This window comes from Sphaerotilus sp. (assembly GCF_041083715.1).
Lineage (GTDB): Bacteria > Pseudomonadota > Gammaproteobacteria > Burkholderiales > Burkholderiaceae_C > Sphaerotilus.
In genome coordinates, this window is record NZ_JBFPGY010000392.1 from 1 (window position 1) to 16,183 (window position 16,183).

Genomic DNA, 16,183 nt, shown 5'->3' on the forward strand with positions numbered 1-16,183 from the left:
GGCTCAATGAACCCGCAGCACCTCAAACTGCTGTCGGTTGGGGGCGACCTGTATCGACACCTCATCACCCTCGCATTTACCCAGCATGGCCCTGCCCAAAGGGGCATCGCTGCTGATGACCTGAACGAGCTGAGCGCCGCTGACCAACTTCATGCTGCCGCCATCCGGGCCGAGAAAGAGCTGTTGCTGCTTGTCGTCGGCATCAACCAGGCAGACCAGCGCGCCGAGCTGTATGCCTTTGCTGGCGTCGTAGGGGAGCGGGCGGAATTGGCGCCAATGGGCCAGTGCTTGGCGGATGGCTTCGGCACGACGGGCTTGGCCGGTGGCCAGGTAGGCGGCTTCGAGTCCCAATGTGTCGTACTTGTTTTCGGCGATATTTTCTTCGTGAGTCGCCGTTGCATGGGCCGCCCGTACGGCCTGTTCGGCTTGCAGCAGGTCTTCGGAAAGCCGTTGCAGCACCTGCTGCAGCAGCAAGAATTTATCCATGGTGAAAGGTAGGCATCTCGAACAAGCGGGGGCAGGTTTTGATTATGAAGGGCTCCACCAGCTGACCGGTCAGGTTGGTGCAGTCACCTTCATGGAAATCGGCCGTTCAGCCCCTGCTTGACTGACCGACCGCTACCCTGTGGTCCTGCCGACTCGATGTCCCGCCAAGGCACGAGGCGCCCTCGGGCGGGTGCGCCGACCGGTCCACCCCACAGGAGCAAAGACATGTCCTACATCGATGGTTTCGTGATTGCGGTCCCCACGGCCAATAAGCAGAAGTTCATCGAGCTGGGCGCGATCCGTGTGATCGAGGGCTGGGGCGACGACGTCCCTGACGGGAAAGTCACGGATTTCCGCCGGGCAGTCCAGGCCACGGCCGAGGAGACAGTGGCCTTTTCGTGGGTCGAATGGCCGGACAAGGCCACGCGCGACGCCGGCATGAAGAAGATGATGGAAGACCCGCGCATGGATCCGTCCACACCCGGCAACCCACCCATGCCCTTCGACGGCAAACGCATGATCTTCGGCGGCTTCGAACCGGTGGTCGAAGTGAATGCTTGAGCGGCGGCACGAAGTCGCCCTGGACAAGCCGTGCTCAACGGTGAGCGTCTGGCGCAAACCTTTGGCGCGCAGGCAGGCGCTGTACGCTCGGCAACCCGAACGCCAGTGCGGGGAGCGCCGCACTGGACAAGGTTCCACCGCGATCGGTTGTTGACGACTTTATTTGCCGAGAACACTTTTCCAGACGCAGCGCACCTAAACCCGTTCAACGATCAGTGCGATGCCTTGCCCTACGCCGATGCACATCGTGCACAGGGCGTAGCGCCCCCCGCGTCCCCCGTTCATGCGATGCAGCTGGTTGACCGCGGTGGTCACCAGCCGCGCACCGCTCGCGCCCAGCGGATGACCGAGCGCGATCGCGCCGCCGTTCGGGTTGACGCGTGCGTCGTCGTCGGCCAGGCCGAGGTCGCGCAGCACCGCCAGCCCTTGCGCGGCAAAGGCTTCGTTCAACTCGATCACGTCCATCTGCGCGAGCGTCAGGCCGGTGAGTTGCAGCACCTTGCGGGTCGCCGGTGCGGGTCCGAAGCCCATGATGCGCGGCGCCAGCCCGGCGGTGGCCATGCCGACCACGCGGGCGCGTGGCGTGAGGCCGTGCTTCGTGGCGGAGGCTTCATCGGCCAGCAGCAGCGCGCAGGCGCCATCGTTGACGCCACTGGCGTTGCCGGCGGTCACCGTGCCGTCGGGGCGCACCACGCCCGTGAGCTTGGCGAGCGACTCGATCGAGGTCGCGCGCGGATGTTCGTCTTTCGACACGACGATCGGGTCGCCCTTCTTCTGGGGAATCGTCACCGGCGTGATCTCGGCGTCGAAGAAGCCTGACTGTTGCGCCGCCAACGCATTGAGCTGCGAGCGCAGCGCCATGCGGTCCTGCGAGGCGCGGTCGATGCCGAAGTCGGTGGCGACGTTTTCGGCCGTCTCTGGCATTGAATCCGCGCCGTACAACGCCTGCATGCGCTTGTTGACGAAGCGCCAGCCAATCGTGGTGTCGTGGATGGCGTTGCTGCGTGAGAACGCGCTTTCGGCTTTGGGCATCACGAAGGGCGCGCGGCTCATGCTCTCGACGCCACCGGCGATCATCAGGCCGGCTTCGCCCGCCTTGATGGCGCGTGCGGCCGAGCCCACCGCGTCGAGCCCCGAGCCGCACAGGCGGTTGATGGTCGCACCGGGCACCTCCATCGGCAGGCCGGCCAGCAGGGCGGACATGCGCGCCACGTTGCGATTGTCTTCGCCCGCCTGGTTGGCGCAGCCATAGAGCACGTCGGTGACCGCAGCCCAGTCGACTTGCGGGTTACGGGCCATCAGCGCGGCGATCGGGATCGCACCCAGGTCATCGGCGCGCACCGATGACAGCGCGCCGCCGTAGCGGCCGAAGGGCGTGCGGATGGCATCGCAGATGTAGGCGTGGGTCATGGGATCAAGGCCTGGTCGAGGTGGAGCAGCGGTGCCCCGGTGACCGCCTGGAGCGCGTCGAGGTCGACACCCGGCGCGAGGTCGATCACGACGAGACCTCGATCGGTCACGTCGAGCACGGCCAGGTCGGTGTAGATGCGGCTGATGCAGCCCACGCCGGTCAGCGGGTAGGTGCAGGCGGGAACGATCTTGGCCTCGCCGGACTTGGTGGTGTGCTCCATCATCACGAAGGTCTTCCTGGCGCCGACGGCCAGGTCCATGGCGCCGCCGACGGCCGGGATCGCGTCCGGTGCGCCGGTGTGCCAGTTGGCGAGGTCGCCCGTGGCGGACACCTGGAAAGCCCCGAGCACACAGATGTCGAGGTGACCGCCGCGCATCATCGCGAAGCTGTCGGCGTGGTGAAAGAAGCAGCCGCCAGGCAGCAAGGTGACCGGTTGCTTGCCTGCGTTGATCAGGTCGTAATCCTCCTGCCCGGCAGTCGGCGCAGGGCCGAAACCGATCACGCCGTTCTCGCTGTGCATCATCAGCTCGCGCTCGGGCGGGATGTGGTTGGCCACCAGCGTGGGCAGGCCGATGCCGAGGTTGACGACTGCCCCGTCGGGGATGTCGCGTGCCACTCGACGAGCCATCTCGTCGCGGTTCCAGCGCTTGGGTGTCGTACTCATGTCGTTCTCCTCACGCGGCCTTCTTGAAACCGCCGGCCGTGGTGATCGCGCGCTCGATCTGCACGACGCGCTGCACGTAAAGGCCAGGGGTCACGATACTTTCGGGATCGAGGGTGCCCAGCTCGACGAACTCGTGCACGGTGGCAATCGTCGTGCGGGCCGCTGCGGCCATGATCGGACCGAAGTTACGGGCGGTCATCCGGTACGTGAGGTTGCCCCATCGGTCGCCGCGCTCGGCCTTGATCAGCGCGACGTCGGCGTGGATGGGTTGCTCCAGCACGTAGCCGCGGCCGTCGATGACGCGCGTCTCCTTGCCCTCGGCGAGCAGCGTGCCGTAGCCGGTGGCGGTGAAGAAGCCGGCAATGCCGGCACCTGCGGCGCGGATGCGTTCGGCCAGGTTGCCTTGAGGCACCAGTTCGAGTTCGATGCGGCCTTCTCGGTACAAGCGATCGAAGTGCCAGGAATCGGCCTGGCGCGGAAAGCTGCAGATGATCTTGCGCACCTGGCCGGCCGCCAGCAAGGCCGCCAGGCCGGTGTCGCCGTTGCCGGCGTTGTTGTTGACGATCGTGAGGTCGCGCGCGCCTTGTTCGATCAGGGCGTCGATCAGCTCGTTGGGCAGCCCGGCCGTGCCGAAACCGCCGATCATCACCGTGGAGCCGTCTCGCAGATCGGCCAACGCAGCCCGTGTGGAGGCATACCGCTTGTCGATCATGCTCGGACCTCCCGTTTGGCGGGGTTGAGCACAAAATCGTAGTCCAGGGTGTAGTACGGACGATCGACCGCGGTTCCGTCGGGCGCTGTTCCGGCTTCGTGCCTGACCCAGTCGGAGATGAGCATCGAGCGCACGCCGAAGACCGCATCGGAGTCGAGATAGCGGTCCTGATTCCGGAAGACATGCGTGATCAAGCGTTCATGGCCCTGTGCGGTCAGCATGAAGTGCAGGTGCGCCGGCCGCCAGGGGTGCCGCCCCAGCGCCTCCAGCATCTTGCCGACCGGGCCGTCGTGAGGAATCGGGTAGGGCTGCGCCAGGATCGAGCGGAAGTGGTATCTGCCCTGCGCATCAGTGCGGATGCGGCCGCGGGCTCGGTGCACATGCGGCTGATCCGCGGTCGGGGGTTTCTGCACGTCGTAAAAGCCATCTTCGTCCGATTGCCAGACGTCCATCAACACGCCGGCCAGAGCTTGGCCATCCAGCCCCGTGACACGACCGCTGACGAAGCAGGGTTCGCCGCGCGCGCCGTTCGAGATGTCGGCGCCCAGCGGATAGTCGGGTGCGTTCTCCACGAAGAACGGTCCGAACACGGTGGCCTCGGTGCAGCCGGTGGGCTTGACGTTGTTCTGCGCGGTGACCAGCGTCGACAGACCCAGCACATCCGACAGCAGGATGTACTCCTGGCGGACATCGTCCGTGATGTGGCCGACCGCGGTCAGGAACTGGATGGCCTGGAACCACTCCGCTTCGGTCAACTTGACCTCTCGGGCGAAGGAATGAAGGTGCTGGACCAGGCTGGTCATGACCGTGCGCAAGCGCGCATCACGACATTGATCCATGGATGCCAGTACCGCCTGGGTAATGGTGTCTTCGTTGATGTTGCGCACGGGCTTGTCTCCTCTCGGTGGGCTGAACTAGCAATCCCCGTCACCTTAAGTTGAGTGCGAGTGGAAAAAAATGCGCTGTGGTGAAATCAGTTTTCCGCTATGTGGATGAATCAATCATGGATCGTTGGTCGCAGATCGAGTTCTTCGTTCAGGTCGCCGAACTCGGCAGCCTGTCGCGTGCCGCGGAGAAGCTCGACATGTCGAACGCTGCTGCGAGCCGCACCTTGCTGGCACTGGAGGAGCGGCTGGGGGCGAGACTGGTCGAGCGCACGACCCGGCGGCTGTGGCTCACCGAGGCAGGCCAGTCTTTTCATCGGCGTTGCGTCGTGATGCTGGCGGAGATGGCCGATGCCGAGGCCGCTGTGCACGAAACCACGTTGCAGCCAACCGGGCTGCTGCGTGTCACCAGTTCGGTGTCCTTCGCGATGTTGCACATCGCACCCGGATTGCCCGAGTTCAGCCGGCGCTATCCGAAGCTGAACGTGCAGATCGTGGCGGCCAACCGCTACCCCGACTTCATCGAGGCCGGCATCGACGTGGCGATCCGCACCCGCGAGGTCGAGGGCGACTCGGGCATCACCGTGCGCAGGCTCGCCCACACCCGGCGCGTGCTGGCCGGTGCGCCGGGCTACTTCGCCGTGCATGGCACACCCAAGACGCCTGAGGACCTCAAGCAACACCGCTTGCTGGTCTACAACCTGGCCAAGGATCCGCATGTGCTGCATTTCAGCCGCGGCGAGCAGCGGTGCGACACGTCAATCACCAGCGCGCTGGATTCCAATGAGGGCCAGGTGATCTGCTCGGCCGGGCTCGCGGGGCTGGGCATCGTGATCCAGCCGCTCTACATCATTCACGATGAAATCGTGGCCGGGCGGCTGGTGCCGGTGCTGACCGACTGGGAACTGCCGCCGCTGACCATCAACCTGGCATACCAGAGCCGGCGCCACCAGCCGGCCAAGATCCGTGTGTTCAACGACTTCCTGATCGAACGTTTCGAAGCCTTGGGGCTCGAGAAGAAATGGGCCGCCCCGTTACGCTGAACCACAGACGTCGATCCTGACGCAGCATCCCAGAAGCTAGTGCAAACCCCTGGAATTGTTCCGTTTATCGGCAAAGACATTTCCCGTGGCGTCATTTTTTGCCGCGCTGCGTGAATCTACAGTTCGTCCATCGCAGGAAAGCAGAGGGTCACTACGGGATCGCTGCGCAGACATAGGTGAACGGATGATCAAGCACATCGTCATGTGGAGGGTACGCGGAGAGACGGCCGACGAGCGTCAGGCGAGCGCAGAGTTCGTCAAGACCCGTTTCGAAGGTCTGGTCGGCCGCATTCCCGGCCTGCTCCGGATGGAGATCGGACTGGACTTCAGCCGTGTCGACTATGCCTGCGACATGGTGCTTTACAGCGAATTCGACAGTGTCACTTCACTGGAGGGTTATGGCGCCCATCCCGAGCATCTGCGCATACGCCAGGAACTCGGCGACGTCCGCATCGCCCGGTTCCAGGTCGACTACATCCCTGGGGTTGTGTGACCATGCAGACGACACACGATTTCATCTTCACGGCGCAGCCCGCTCGGGTGGTGTTTGCTCGTGGCAGCCTGAAGCGCTTGCCGCAAGAGGTCGAGGCCCTGGGTGCGCACCGGGTGCTGGTGTTGTGCACGCCGCAGCAGCGTGACCAGGCCCAGGCGGCGGCGGATCTGCTCGGATCCCTCTGCGTCGGGATCTACGACGGCGCGCAGATGCATGTGCCGATCGAAGGTGCACGACTGGCACGTGAGCATGCCCGCACGGTCGGCGCCGACTGCGCGGTCGCGATCGGTGGAGGCTCCACGATCGGTCTGGGCAAGGCCATCGCTCTGGAGTCGTCGATTCCCATCATCGCCGTACCGACCACCTATGCGGGCTCGGAGATGACGCCGATCTATGGCATCACCGAAGGCGGCTTGAAGAAAACCGGCCGCGATGCCCGTGTGCTGCCGCGCACCGTGCTGTACGACCCCGACCTGTCGGTGGGACTGCCGGTCGCGATGTCCGTCACCAGCGGTATCAATGCGATCGCCCATGCGGCCGAGGGCCTCTATGCCCGCGATGGCAATCCCGTGATGTCGCTGATGGCCGAGGAGGGCATCCGTGCGTTGGCTGACGGCCTGCGGGGCGTCGTTCTCAGCCCGTCAGACCTGACAGCGCGCGGTGATTGCCTTTACGGCGCCTGGTTGTGTGGCACGGTGCTGGGCCATGTCGGCATGGCGCTGCACCACAAGCTGTGCCACACGCTGGGCGGCAGCTTCAACCTGCCACATGCCGAGACGCACACCATCGTGCTGCCTCACGCGCTCGCCTACAACGCGTCTGCGGCGCCCATCGCCATGATGCGGATCGCTCATGCATTGAAAGTGCCAAGTGCGGCTTCCGGCGTCTACGACCTGGCAAAGCGACTCGGCGCACCCCTGGCGTTGCGAGACATCGGTATGCCCGAGTCTGAGCTCGACCGCGCGGCGGAGATCGTGCTGGCCAACCCTTACTGGAATCCCAGGCCGATCGAAGCCCAGGCCATTCGTGACCTGCTGCGCAATGCCTGGGAAGGTCGGCGTCCCGGGGACTGATCCGGCATGCCGATACCTGCGATCCACGAACAAATCGAACCCTGAATTCCCCTGACAGGAGGCAAGCCATGACCACCCCTACCGCACGCAAGCCACTCGGCCATGACATCCCATTGGGCGTGGCGTGTCTGGGCATCACCCACCCGCACACCTCGGGCCGGGTGCGCGCCCTGCAGCGCCTGCCCAATGCCCGCATGCTCGGCGCCGCCGACGACAGCCCGCTGCTGCAGCCCTTCTGCGACGCGCTCGGCCTGACGCCGCGTTCCAAGCAGGAGATCCTCGACGATCCGGACGTGCACGTGGTCTACGTGCACTCCAAGAGCTACGCGATGGCCGACCTGACGATCGAGGCGCTCGAGGCTGGCAAGGCCGTGCTGTGCGAGAAGCCGGCCGGTCGCAACTCGGCCGATGCGCGCCGCATCGTCGAGGCGGTCGAGCGCACCGGCGGCATCGTCCAGGTCGGCTACTGCTGGCGCTACTCGCCCTCGGTCGACAAGATGCAGGAGGTGCTCAAGAGCGGGCGGCTGGGCAAGGTGCTGCAGGTGCGCGCGCACGGCGGCTGCTCGCACGACGAGGCCGACACCAACCACATGAAGCAGCCCGGCGACATCGGCGGGGCGATGTTCGTCATCTCCTGCCACCTGTTCGACCGCGTCATCCACCACTTCGGCATGCCGCGTTCGGTCAACGCCCGCATCACCAAGTTCCCCGGTGCGATGGGCCCGACCTCGCGCGAGGACGCCGCCGGCGCGGTGCTGAACTACGACGACAAGATCGTCGTGGTCGACTTCTTCTCGTGGGACTCGCTGCCCTGGCTGGAGGCCTGGGACATCACCGCCTACGGCACGGCCGGCATGATGAGCTCGCGCCCGTCGCCGTCGAGCTACAAGATCTTCGACAGCGGCAAGGTGGACGGCCACCGCGAAGGCTGGACCGAGTGGAGCGAGACCGGCTTCCCGATCAACTGGGCCTCGAAGAAGACGGTCTATTCGCCCGAGCTGGCCGAGATCGGCAACCCGGTCTTCTTCGACCGTGAGCTTGCCCACTTCAACCGCTCGGTGCGCGAAGGCGCGCCGGTGGTCATCCCCGCGACGCAGGCCCTGCACATCAGCACGCTGATCGAGGCCCTGTTCGCTTCTTCCGCACAAGCCGGTTCCGAGGTTTTCCTGTGAGCAACAAACAAGTCGAGCTGCTGGCCGCGTACTGGACGCTGGCCGGCGATGTCTACCCCGGTGCCCCCACCGAGGTCAGCCCCTACAGCCTGGAAGAGCGCGCTGCCGCCGCGGCCGAGGTCGGCTACACCGGCATGGGCCTGGTGCACGCCGACCTGATGGCCAACCGCGACCGCCTGGGCTGGGCCGGCGTGCGCCGGGTGCTGGCCGACCACGGCATCCGCCACATCGACGTCGAGTTCCTGGGCGACTGGTTCCTTGACGCCGCTGACCCGCGCCGCCAGGCCTCCGACCAGATGCGGCGCGAGCTGTTCGAGGCCGCGGCCGAACTCGGCGCGCGCAACTTCAAGGTCTCGCCCGAGCTGTTCGCCGAGCAGGCGCCCGACATCGCCCACCTGCGCGACGAGTTCGCGCTGCTGTGCGAGCAGGCCCGCCCGGTCGGCACCCACGTCATCATGGAAATGATGCCGTTCACCAACGTCAACACGATCGACACCGCGATGGCCATCATCGCCGGCGCCGACCAGCCCAACGGCGGCATCCTGCTCGACATCTGGCACGTGGCGCGCGGCGGCATGTCCTACGACGAGATCGCCAAGATCCCGGCGCGCTTTCTCAAGGGCGTCGAGCTCGACGACGCGGATCCGCAGGTCGTCGGCACGCTGTTCGAGGACACCCGCTTCAGCCGGCGCCTGTGCGGCGAGGGCTGTTTCAACGTGCCGGCCTTCATCGACGCGGTGCTGGCCGCCGGCTTCGACGCACCGTACTACGGCGTCGAGATCATCTCCAAGCCCTTCCGGCTGCAGCCGCTCGACGTGATGGCGCGCAGTTCCTACGAGTCGGCAATGCGCCAGTTCGCACACCGCTCGGCCTGAAACCCCACAAGGAGTCCTCCATGATTCGAGTCGCCGTTCTGGGCGCCGGCCGCATTGGCCAGATCCACGCCGCCAACGTTGCCGCCAACCCGCTCGCCAAGCTGGTGGCCGTGGTCGATCCGATCGACGCATCGGCCCGCAAGCTGGCCGACAAGCTGGGTTGCGAGGCCTCCACCGATGCCGAAGCCACGATCGCCCGCGCCGACGTCGATGCGGTCGTCATCGGCACGCCGTCGGACACGCACGCCCACCTGATGCTGCTGGCCGCACGCGCCGGCAAGGCCGTGCTGTGCGAGAAGCCGGTCGACAACGACCTGGCCAAGGCCGACGCCGCCGTGGCCGAGCTGAAGGCGCTGGGCGCCAAGGTCATGATGGCCTTCAACCGCCGCTTCGATCCCAGCAACATCGAGCTGCGCCGCGCCATCGACGCCGGCGACATCGGCGAGGTGCGCCAGGTCATCATCAGCAGCCGCGACCCCGGCCTGCCGCCGCGTGACTACGTGGCGCACTCGGGCGGCATCTTCCGCGACATGGCCATCCACGACTTCGACATGGCGCGTTTCCTGTTGGGCGAGGAGCCGGTCGAGGTCTACGCCAAGGCCAGCCGCGTGGTCGATCCGGCGCTGATGGCCGAGTTCGACGACTACGACACGCTGATGGTCATCATGCAGACCGCGTCGGGCAAGCAGTGCCACATCAACTGCTGCCGCGAGGCCAGCTACGGCTACGACCAGCGCTTCGAGATCCTCGGCGCCAAGGGCATGCTGATGAACGACAACCTGCGGCCCAGCACCGTGCGGCGCTACAACGCCACCGAAACCGAGGCGCTGCCGCCGCTGCTGAACTTCTTCCTGCAGCGCTACACCGACGCCTACCGCAACGAGCTCGACGCCTTCCTGAAGGCGCTCGACTCGGGCTCGGCCATGCCGACCAGCCCGTGGGATGGCCGCCAGGCGCTGCGCCTGGCCGAGGCCGCGATCGAGTCGGTGAAGACCGGCCGAGCCGTGGCCGTCTAAACCACTTTCCCTTCTCTGTTCCCTTTCAAACCCCGGGGGCCGGCCCGGGGTTCGGGTCGACTCGTGCCTGCTCCGTCCAACAGCGCACCCCATACCTCTGGAGACAACCATGAAGCATCACATCCTCGGCACCCTCGCCGCATCGATCCTGGCCAGCGCCGCCACCTCGGCCATGGCGGAAGACAAGGTCTTCTTCCTGCTGCCCAATGCCACCACGATCCGTTTCGAAAGCCGCGACGCGCCCTTCTTCACCGAAGCGCTGAAGAAGAAGGCCCCACAGGCCAAGGTGATCGTCCAGAACGCCCAGGGCGATCCGTCGCGCCAACAGCGCCTGGTCGAAGACGCGATCTCGCAAGGCGCCAAGGTCATCGTCTACACGTCGGCCGACGCCAACCTGTCGGCAGGTAGCCTGGCTGCGGCTGCCGCGGCCAAGGTCCCGGTCGTGCTGTACGACCACGACGCCGTCGGTGGCAAGGCCGAGGCCCACGTCGTGTTCGACTCGCTGTCGGTGGGCCAGGCCCAGGGCAAGCGGGCAGCCGAGCTGATCAACAAGATCAGCAAGCCGGTCGTGAAGGTGGCGCGCATCAAGGGCAACCAGGGCGAATACGGCACCGGCCAGTACGAAGCCGGTCAGAACGAATTTCTCAAGCCGCTGATCGCGTCGGGCAAGGTCAAGGTGGTCTGCGAGCAGTACACCGAGAACTGGGATCCAGTGAAGGCCCAGTCCTTCGCAGAAGACTGCCTGACCCGCAACAAGGGCGACGTCGATGTCTTCCTCGGCATGAACGACGGCACCACCGGTGGCTCGGTTGCAGCCCTGATCAGCCAAGGCTACAAGCCGGGCCAGAAGCTCGTCACCGGCGGCCAGGACGCCACGGTCGAAGCCCTGCGCTATATCGCCATGGGCTGGCAGGACAACTCGGTGCTCAAGGACCTGAAGGTCGAGGCCACCTACGCGGCCGACGTCGTCGCCTCCCTGTTGGGTGGCAAGGGCGTGCCCAAGAACCTGATCAACGGCAAGGTGAACAACAAGTTCATGGACGTGCCAGCGGTCTTCCTGCCCGTGAGCAACATCACCGGCGACAACCTCGCCGACGTGGTCAAGGCCGGCGTCTGGACCTGGCCGCAGATCTGCCAGGGCATCCAGAACACGCCGGTGTGCCAAGCCAACAAGTAAGACCTGGGTGCAAAGCCCTGGGGGCGGCTGGTTTCGCCGCCCCATTTTTTTCGAGAGGTCATCATGACTGAGAAGATCGCAAACGCTGCCGGCGCCGGTTCTGCCCCAGGCAGCAAGGGCACGCCGCTGATTTCCATGCGGAACATCACCAAGTCGTTTGGCTCCGTCAAGGCGCTGCGCGGTGCCTCGGTCGAAGTTCACGCGGGCGAAGTGGTCGCCCTGGTCGGTGACAACGGCGCTGGCAAGTCGACGTTCGTCAAGGTCATGGCCGGCGTGCATGGGTACGACTCGGGCGACTACGAGATCGACGGCAAGCCCGCCAAGATCAACAGCCCGTCGGATGCGACGGCGTACGGCATCCAGACCGTCTACCAGGATCTGTCCCTGTGCAACAACCTGGACGCGGTGCAGAACCTGTTCCTGGGGCGTGAGCTGACGGGGTCCGGATGGTTCGGCCGGCGCATCAAGCGCGCCGAATGCGAGATCCGGGCGCGCGAGGTCATGACCCGCATGCGCCTGGGCAACCTCTCGCTGAGCCGTCCGGTGGGCGCGATGTCGGGCGGACAGCGGCAGAACATCGCCATCGCCCGGTCGATCCTGTGGACCCCCAAACTGCTGATCCTCGACGAGCCGACCGCCGCGCTGAGTCACTCGGCCGCCGAGCAGGTGTCGAAGCTGATCCGCACGCTGGCGGACGAGGGCCTGGGGATTGTGGTGGTGAGCCACGACATCCACCATTTCGTCGTCAAGTCCACCGACCGCATCGAAGTCATGCGCCTGGGCGCGAACACGGCCAGCTTCAAGTCCAGTGAAGTCACTGGCGAGCAGGTGGTGAACGCCATGGTCGGCGGCAACGAGAGCGTGAATCTGGCGGGCTGAGGCTCATGCAACCCAAGGAGAAACAAGTGGCACAAGTTCTTTCAGCATCCACCGATTCCGGTACCTTCCCGCCGCCGCCCAAGCGGCGCTCCTTCAGCGAACTCCTGGCTACAGACCTGCGCGCATTGCCCGTGGTCATCGGCCTCGTCGCGCTGTGGATCTTCTTCGCGATCCAGAGCGACGTCTTCCTGTCGCCCCAGAACCTGTCCAACCTGCTGCTGCAGAGCACGGTGGTCGGCATCATGGCGCTGGGCCTGATGTTCGTGCTGCTGGTCAAGGAAATCGACCTGTCGGTCGCCGCCATCAATGGCGTCACTGCGGTCCTGATGGCCAAGCTGATCGTCGAGTTCGGCTTCTCGCCGTGGACTGCGGTGGCCTCGGCCATCGTCGCCGGCGCCGTGATCGGCTGCCTATCGGCACGGTGGATGACCTATGTCGGTGTCCCGTCCTTCGTCGTCACGCTGGGCCTGGGTCTGGCGCTCAACGGCGCTCAACTGCTGTTGCTGCCGCCCACCGCCCGTTATGGCCTGATGGGTTCGGGCATCGAGCAGATCGCCCAGACCCGCATCGAGGGCGTCTGGGCCTGGCTCCTGCTGGTGGTCGGACTGCTGATCTATGTGGGCATCACCGTCTCGAATGCCTGGCGGCGCCGGAACGTCGGCCTGCCGGTGTCGATGCTGTCGGGGCTGGCGGCTCCGCTGCTGGGCGGGACCCTGCTGGGTGTGGGTGTCGTCGCCGTGCTCAACGCGCACCAGGGCGTGCCGCTGCTGGTGCTGATCTTCGCGGCGATGCTGGGCCTGGGCGGCTATGTCCTCAAGGAAACCCAGTTCGGCCTCTACCTCTATGCGGTCGGCAACAACGACGAAGCGGCCCGCCGCACCGGCGTCAATGTCGGCCGGATCAAGATGGCGGCGTTCGGGATTGCCGGTGCCGTGGCGGCGATCGCCGGTGTGCTGGCCGCTTCACGCACCCTGGGCGTGGGGGTGTTCTCGGGTGGCGGCATCGGTGGTGGCACGCTGCTGCTGGAGTCGATCGCCGCGGCCGTGATCGGTGGCGTCAGCCTGTTCGGTGGCCGCGGCTCGGTGCATGCCGCGCTGCTGGGGGCGCTGGTCATCGGCACGGTCCAGAACGGACTGAACCTGATGGGCGTGGAAAACGAGATCCGCCTGATCGTGACCGGCATGCTGCTGGTGCTGGCGGTTTCGATCGACAAGCTGATCGAGAAGGCGACAGGACAGCAGGCGTTTTGATCAACGGAGCTGCAACCGTGGACACGACCACCACGGTGAATTTGCCAATTGCGTCACGCACTGCGCGCCGCTTCAACCGGCGCAGCGGTGCGCTGTGCAGAATCCCCCACTGGCAGACCATGCCCGTCCTCGAAGCGGATCCACCGCCAGGACGCAGGGGGAAATTCACATGCACACGCACGCGCACAAGAAAACGCTGTCCGAGCGGGACATCTGCACCCAGTACCTCGTCCCGGCCCTCGTGCAGGCCGGCTGGGATCTCCACCGCCAGGTGCGCGAGGAAGTCACCTTCACCCGCGGCCGTGTCATCGTGCGCGGCAAGCTCCACAGCCGTGGCCAGGCCCGCCGCGCCGACTTCATCCTCTACCACCAGCCCAACCTGCCGCTGGCGGTGATCGAGGCCAAGGTCAACACGCTGCCGGTCGGCGCCGGGATGCAGCAGGCGCTGGACTACGCCGACGCGCTGGGCGTGCCCTTCGTGTTCAGCTCCAACGGCGACGGCTTCCTGTTCCACGACCGCACCGGCACGGGCGCTCAGGTCGAGACCGCGCTGACGCTGGACCAGTTCCCCGGCCCCGACGAACTCTGGCGGCGCTACTGCCAGTGGAAGGGCCTCGACGGCCCCGCCCGGACACGGGTCGAGGCGCCGTACCACGACGACGGCTCCGGCCGCCTGCCGCGCTACTACCAGCTCAACGCCATCAACCGCACCGTCGAGGCCATCGCCAGCGGCCAGAACCGCGTGCTGCTGGTCATGGCCACCGGCACCGGCAAGACCTACACCGCCTTCCAGATCATCTGGCGCCTGTGGAAGAGCCGGCAGAAGCGGCGCATCCTGTTCCTGGCCGACCGCAACATCCTGGTGGACCAGACCCGCAACAACGACTTCAAGCCCTTCGGCCAGGCGATGACCAAGATCGCCCGGCGGCAGATCGACAAGTCCTACGAGGTCTACCTCTCGCTCTACCAGGCGGTGACCGGCGCGGCGGAAGACCAGAACATCTACCGCCAGTTCTCGCCCGACTTCTTCGACCTGATCGTCGTCGATGAATGCCACCGGGGCAGCGCGTCGGCGGACTCCGCCTGGCGCGAGATCCTCGACTACTTCGGCAGCGCCACCCAGGTCGGCCTGACCGCCACGCCCAAGGAAACCAAGGACGTTTCCAGCAGCCATTACTTTGGCGAGCCGGTCTACAGCTACAGCCTGAAGCAGGGCATCGACGACGGCTTCCTCGCGCCCTACAAGGTCGTGCGCATCGACTTCGACAAGGACTTGCAGGGCTGGCGCCCGCCCAAGGGCCAGCGCGACAAGCACGGCGAGGTGGTCGAGGACCGGATCTACAACCTGCGGGACATGGACCGCGCCCTGGTGCTGGAGCAGCGCACCCAGCGCGTGGCGCAGAAGATCACCGACTTCCTGCGCCTCAGCGGCGATCCGTTCCAGAAGACCATCGTCTTCTGCGACGACATCGACCACGCCGAGCGCATGCGCCAGGCGCTGGTGAACCTGAACCCCGAGCGGGTCCGGGAGAACCGCAAGTACGTCATGCGCATCACCGGCGACGAGCAGGAAGGCAAGGCCGAACTCGACAACTTCATCAACCCGGAGGCCCGCTACCCCGTCATCGCCACCACCAGCAAGCTGATGAGCACGGGCGTCGATGCGCAGACCTGCAAGCTCATCGTGCTCGACCAGCACATCCAGTCGATGACCGAGTTCAAGCAGATCATCGGCCGCGGCACCCGGATCAACGAGGACCACGGCAAGTTCTGGTTCACGATCATCGACTTCAAGAAGGCCACCGAGCTGTTCGCCGATCCGGCGTTCGATGGCGAGCCGGTGCAGATCTACGAACCCCACGGCGATGACTCGCCCGTGCCACCCGAGGACGGGCCGATCGACGGCGAGACGGTGATCGGCGAGGACGGTTTGCCCGTGGTGCCGCCGGGCCTGCCCGGCGGGGGTGACGATCTGGGTGACCTGGGCGGCGAAGGGCCGGGCAAGCGCATCAAGTACGTGATCGGCGATGTCGCGGTCCACATCGTTGCCGAGCGGGTCCAGTACTACGGCGCCGACGGCAAGCTCATCACCGAGACCCTGCGCGACTACACCCGCAGTTGCGTGCAGAAGCAGTACGCCTCGCTCGGCGACTTCCTGCGCCGCTGGAGCGGCGCCGCGCAGAAGAAGGCCATCATCGACGAGCTGGCCGCGCAGGGCGTGCTGTGGGAGGCGCTGCAGGACGAGGTGACCGCCAGGCTCGGCAAGACGCTGGACCCGTTCGACCTGATCTGCCACGTCAGCTTCGACCAGCCGCCGCTGTCGCGCCGCGAGCGGGCCGACCAGGTGCGCCAGCGCGGCTACTTCGCCCGCTACCAGGGCGTGGCGCGGCAGGTGGTCGAGGCGCTGCTCGACAAGTACGCCGACACCGGGGTCGAGCACATCGAAGACCGCAAAATCCTGCAGCTCGACCCGTTCAGCCGGCTCGG

Annotated in this window: 16 protein-coding genes; 11 read left to right on the forward strand and 5 right to left on the reverse strand. The window is 66.0% G+C overall.

Annotated features, from left to right (window positions below; translation table 11 throughout):
* Window positions 1–3: 3 nt before the first annotated feature.
* Complete coding sequence (locus AB3X43_RS18315; protein WP_369431302.1) at window positions 4–486, reverse strand: GreA/GreB family elongation factor; 483 nt, start codon at window positions 484–486, stop codon at window positions 4–6.
* Window positions 487–711: 225 nt separating this feature from the next.
* Here AB3X43_RS18315 and AB3X43_RS18320 point away from each other — a divergent pair, with 225 nt between their 5' ends.
* Window positions 712–1,047 carry a DUF1428 domain-containing protein gene (locus AB3X43_RS18320; RefSeq protein WP_369431303.1) on the forward strand — a complete coding sequence of 112 codons (336 nt, stop codon included), beginning with the start codon at window positions 712–714 and terminating at the stop codon, window positions 1,045–1,047.
* A 195-nt stretch (window positions 1,048–1,242) separates the two neighbouring features.
* On the opposite strand, the gene pcaF is transcribed toward AB3X43_RS18320, so the two are convergent.
* From pcaF to AB3X43_RS18340, 4 genes are read right to left on the reverse strand one after another with little or no spacing between them, the layout of a single operon-like run.
* On the reverse strand, window positions 1,243–2,457 hold the full coding sequence (gene pcaF / locus AB3X43_RS18325) for a 3-oxoadipyl-CoA thiolase (RefSeq protein ID WP_369431304.1): 1,215 nt from the start codon (window positions 2,455–2,457) through the stop codon (window positions 1,243–1,245).
* A complete protein-coding gene (locus AB3X43_RS18330) occupies window positions 2,454–3,122 on the reverse strand; it encodes a 3-oxoacid CoA-transferase subunit B (protein ID WP_369431305.1) in 669 nt (222 codons plus the stop codon). Before AB3X43_RS18330 ends, pcaF begins: the two co-directional genes overlap by 4 nt.
* Window positions 3,123–3,132: 10 nt before the next feature.
* The gene (locus AB3X43_RS18335) at window positions 3,133–3,834 is read right to left on the reverse strand and encodes a 3-oxoacid CoA-transferase subunit A (RefSeq protein ID WP_369431306.1); all 702 of its coding nucleotides are present in this window, start codon (window positions 3,832–3,834) and stop codon (window positions 3,133–3,135) included.
* Window positions 3,831–4,721, reverse strand: a complete 891-nt coding sequence (locus AB3X43_RS18340; RefSeq protein WP_369431307.1) for an intradiol ring-cleavage dioxygenase — start codon at window positions 4,719–4,721, stop codon at window positions 3,831–3,833. The genes AB3X43_RS18335 and AB3X43_RS18340 overlap by 4 nt, the downstream gene beginning before the upstream one ends.
* A 116-nt stretch (window positions 4,722–4,837) precedes the next feature.
* On the opposite strand from AB3X43_RS18340, the gene AB3X43_RS18345 reads away from it, so the two are divergent.
* The 10 genes from AB3X43_RS18345 to hsdR all read left to right on the forward strand — a co-directional run.
* Window positions 4,838–5,761, forward strand: a complete 924-nt coding sequence (locus AB3X43_RS18345) for a LysR family transcriptional regulator (protein ID WP_369431308.1) — start codon at window positions 4,838–4,840, stop codon at window positions 5,759–5,761.
* Window positions 5,762–5,945: 184 nt separating this feature from the next.
* A complete protein-coding gene (locus tag AB3X43_RS18350; protein ID WP_369431309.1) occupies window positions 5,946–6,254 on the forward strand; it encodes a Dabb family protein in 309 nt (102 codons plus the stop codon).
* 2 nt (window positions 6,255–6,256) lie between these two features.
* Window positions 6,257–7,327 carry a maleylacetate reductase gene (locus tag AB3X43_RS18355; RefSeq protein ID WP_369431310.1) on the forward strand — a complete coding sequence of 357 codons (1,071 nt, stop codon included), beginning with the start codon at window positions 6,257–6,259 and terminating at the stop codon, window positions 7,325–7,327.
* A 68-nt stretch (window positions 7,328–7,395) separates the two neighbouring features.
* Window positions 7,396–8,499: a Gfo/Idh/MocA family protein gene (locus AB3X43_RS18360; RefSeq protein ID WP_369431311.1), complete on the forward strand. Its 1,104-nt coding sequence runs from the start codon at window positions 7,396–7,398 to the stop codon at window positions 8,497–8,499.
* On the forward strand, window positions 8,496–9,374 hold the full coding sequence (locus AB3X43_RS18365) for a sugar phosphate isomerase/epimerase family protein (RefSeq protein WP_369431312.1): 879 nt from the start codon (window positions 8,496–8,498) through the stop codon (window positions 9,372–9,374). Before AB3X43_RS18360 ends, AB3X43_RS18365 begins: the two co-directional genes overlap by 4 nt.
* A gap of 20 nt (window positions 9,375–9,394) precedes the next feature.
* Window positions 9,395–10,390, forward strand: coding sequence for an inositol 2-dehydrogenase (gene iolG / locus AB3X43_RS18370; protein WP_369431313.1), 996 nt, complete (start codon window positions 9,395–9,397; stop codon window positions 10,388–10,390).
* Window positions 10,391–10,499: 109 nt separating this feature from the next.
* Entirely contained in the window at window positions 10,500–11,567 is a 1,068-nt protein-coding gene (locus AB3X43_RS18375) for an ABC transporter substrate-binding protein (protein ID WP_369431314.1), read from the forward strand.
* A gap of 63 nt (window positions 11,568–11,630) precedes the next feature.
* The gene (locus AB3X43_RS18380) at window positions 11,631–12,446 is read left to right on the forward strand and encodes an ATP-binding cassette domain-containing protein (RefSeq protein WP_369431315.1); all 816 of its coding nucleotides are present in this window, start codon (window positions 11,631–11,633) and stop codon (window positions 12,444–12,446) included.
* Window positions 12,447–12,472: 26 nt separating this feature from the next.
* Entirely contained in the window at window positions 12,473–13,696 is a 1,224-nt protein-coding gene (locus AB3X43_RS18385) for a sugar ABC transporter permease (protein ID WP_369431316.1), read from the forward strand.
* A gap of 169 nt (window positions 13,697–13,865) precedes the next feature.
* A partial coding sequence (gene hsdR / locus AB3X43_RS18390; protein WP_369431317.1) for an EcoAI/FtnUII family type I restriction enzme subunit R occupies window positions 13,866–16,183 on the forward strand: 2,318 nt, incomplete at its 3' end.

Excerpts from the sequence above, each read along its gene's own strand:
- iolG (WP_369431313.1), top strand. The coding sequence starts at position 9,395 with ATGATTCGAGTCGCCGTTCTGGGCGCCGGCCGCATTGGCCAGATCCAC.
- AB3X43_RS18345 (WP_369431308.1), top strand. The coding sequence starts at position 4,838 with ATGGATCGTTGGTCGCAGATCGAGTTCTTCGTTCAGGTCGCCGAACTC.
- AB3X43_RS18350 (WP_369431309.1), top strand. The coding sequence starts at position 5,946 with ATGATCAAGCACATCGTCATGTGGAGGGTACGCGGAGAGACGGCCGAC.
- AB3X43_RS18320 (WP_369431303.1), top strand. The coding sequence starts at position 712 with ATGTCCTACATCGATGGTTTCGTGATTGCGGTCCCCACGGCCAATAAG.
- AB3X43_RS18315 (WP_369431302.1), bottom strand. The coding sequence starts at position 486 with ATGGATAAATTCTTGCTGCTGCAGCAGGTGCTGCAACGGCTTTCCGAA.
- AB3X43_RS18375 (WP_369431314.1), top strand. The coding sequence starts at position 10,500 with ATGAAGCATCACATCCTCGGCACCCTCGCCGCATCGATCCTGGCCAGC.
- AB3X43_RS18380 (WP_369431315.1), top strand. The coding sequence starts at position 11,631 with ATGACTGAGAAGATCGCAAACGCTGCCGGCGCCGGTTCTGCCCCAGGC.
- AB3X43_RS18330 (WP_369431305.1), bottom strand. The coding sequence starts at position 3,122 with ATGAGTACGACACCCAAGCGCTGGAACCGCGACGAGATGGCTCGTCGA.
- AB3X43_RS18335 (WP_369431306.1), bottom strand. The coding sequence starts at position 3,834 with ATGATCGACAAGCGGTATGCCTCCACACGGGCTGCGTTGGCCGATCTG.
- AB3X43_RS18360 (WP_369431311.1), top strand. The coding sequence starts at position 7,396 with ATGACCACCCCTACCGCACGCAAGCCACTCGGCCATGACATCCCATTG.
- pcaF (WP_369431304.1), bottom strand. The coding sequence starts at position 2,457 with ATGACCCACGCCTACATCTGCGATGCCATCCGCACGCCCTTCGGCCGC.
- AB3X43_RS18355 (WP_369431310.1), top strand. The coding sequence starts at position 6,257 with ATGCAGACGACACACGATTTCATCTTCACGGCGCAGCCCGCTCGGGTG.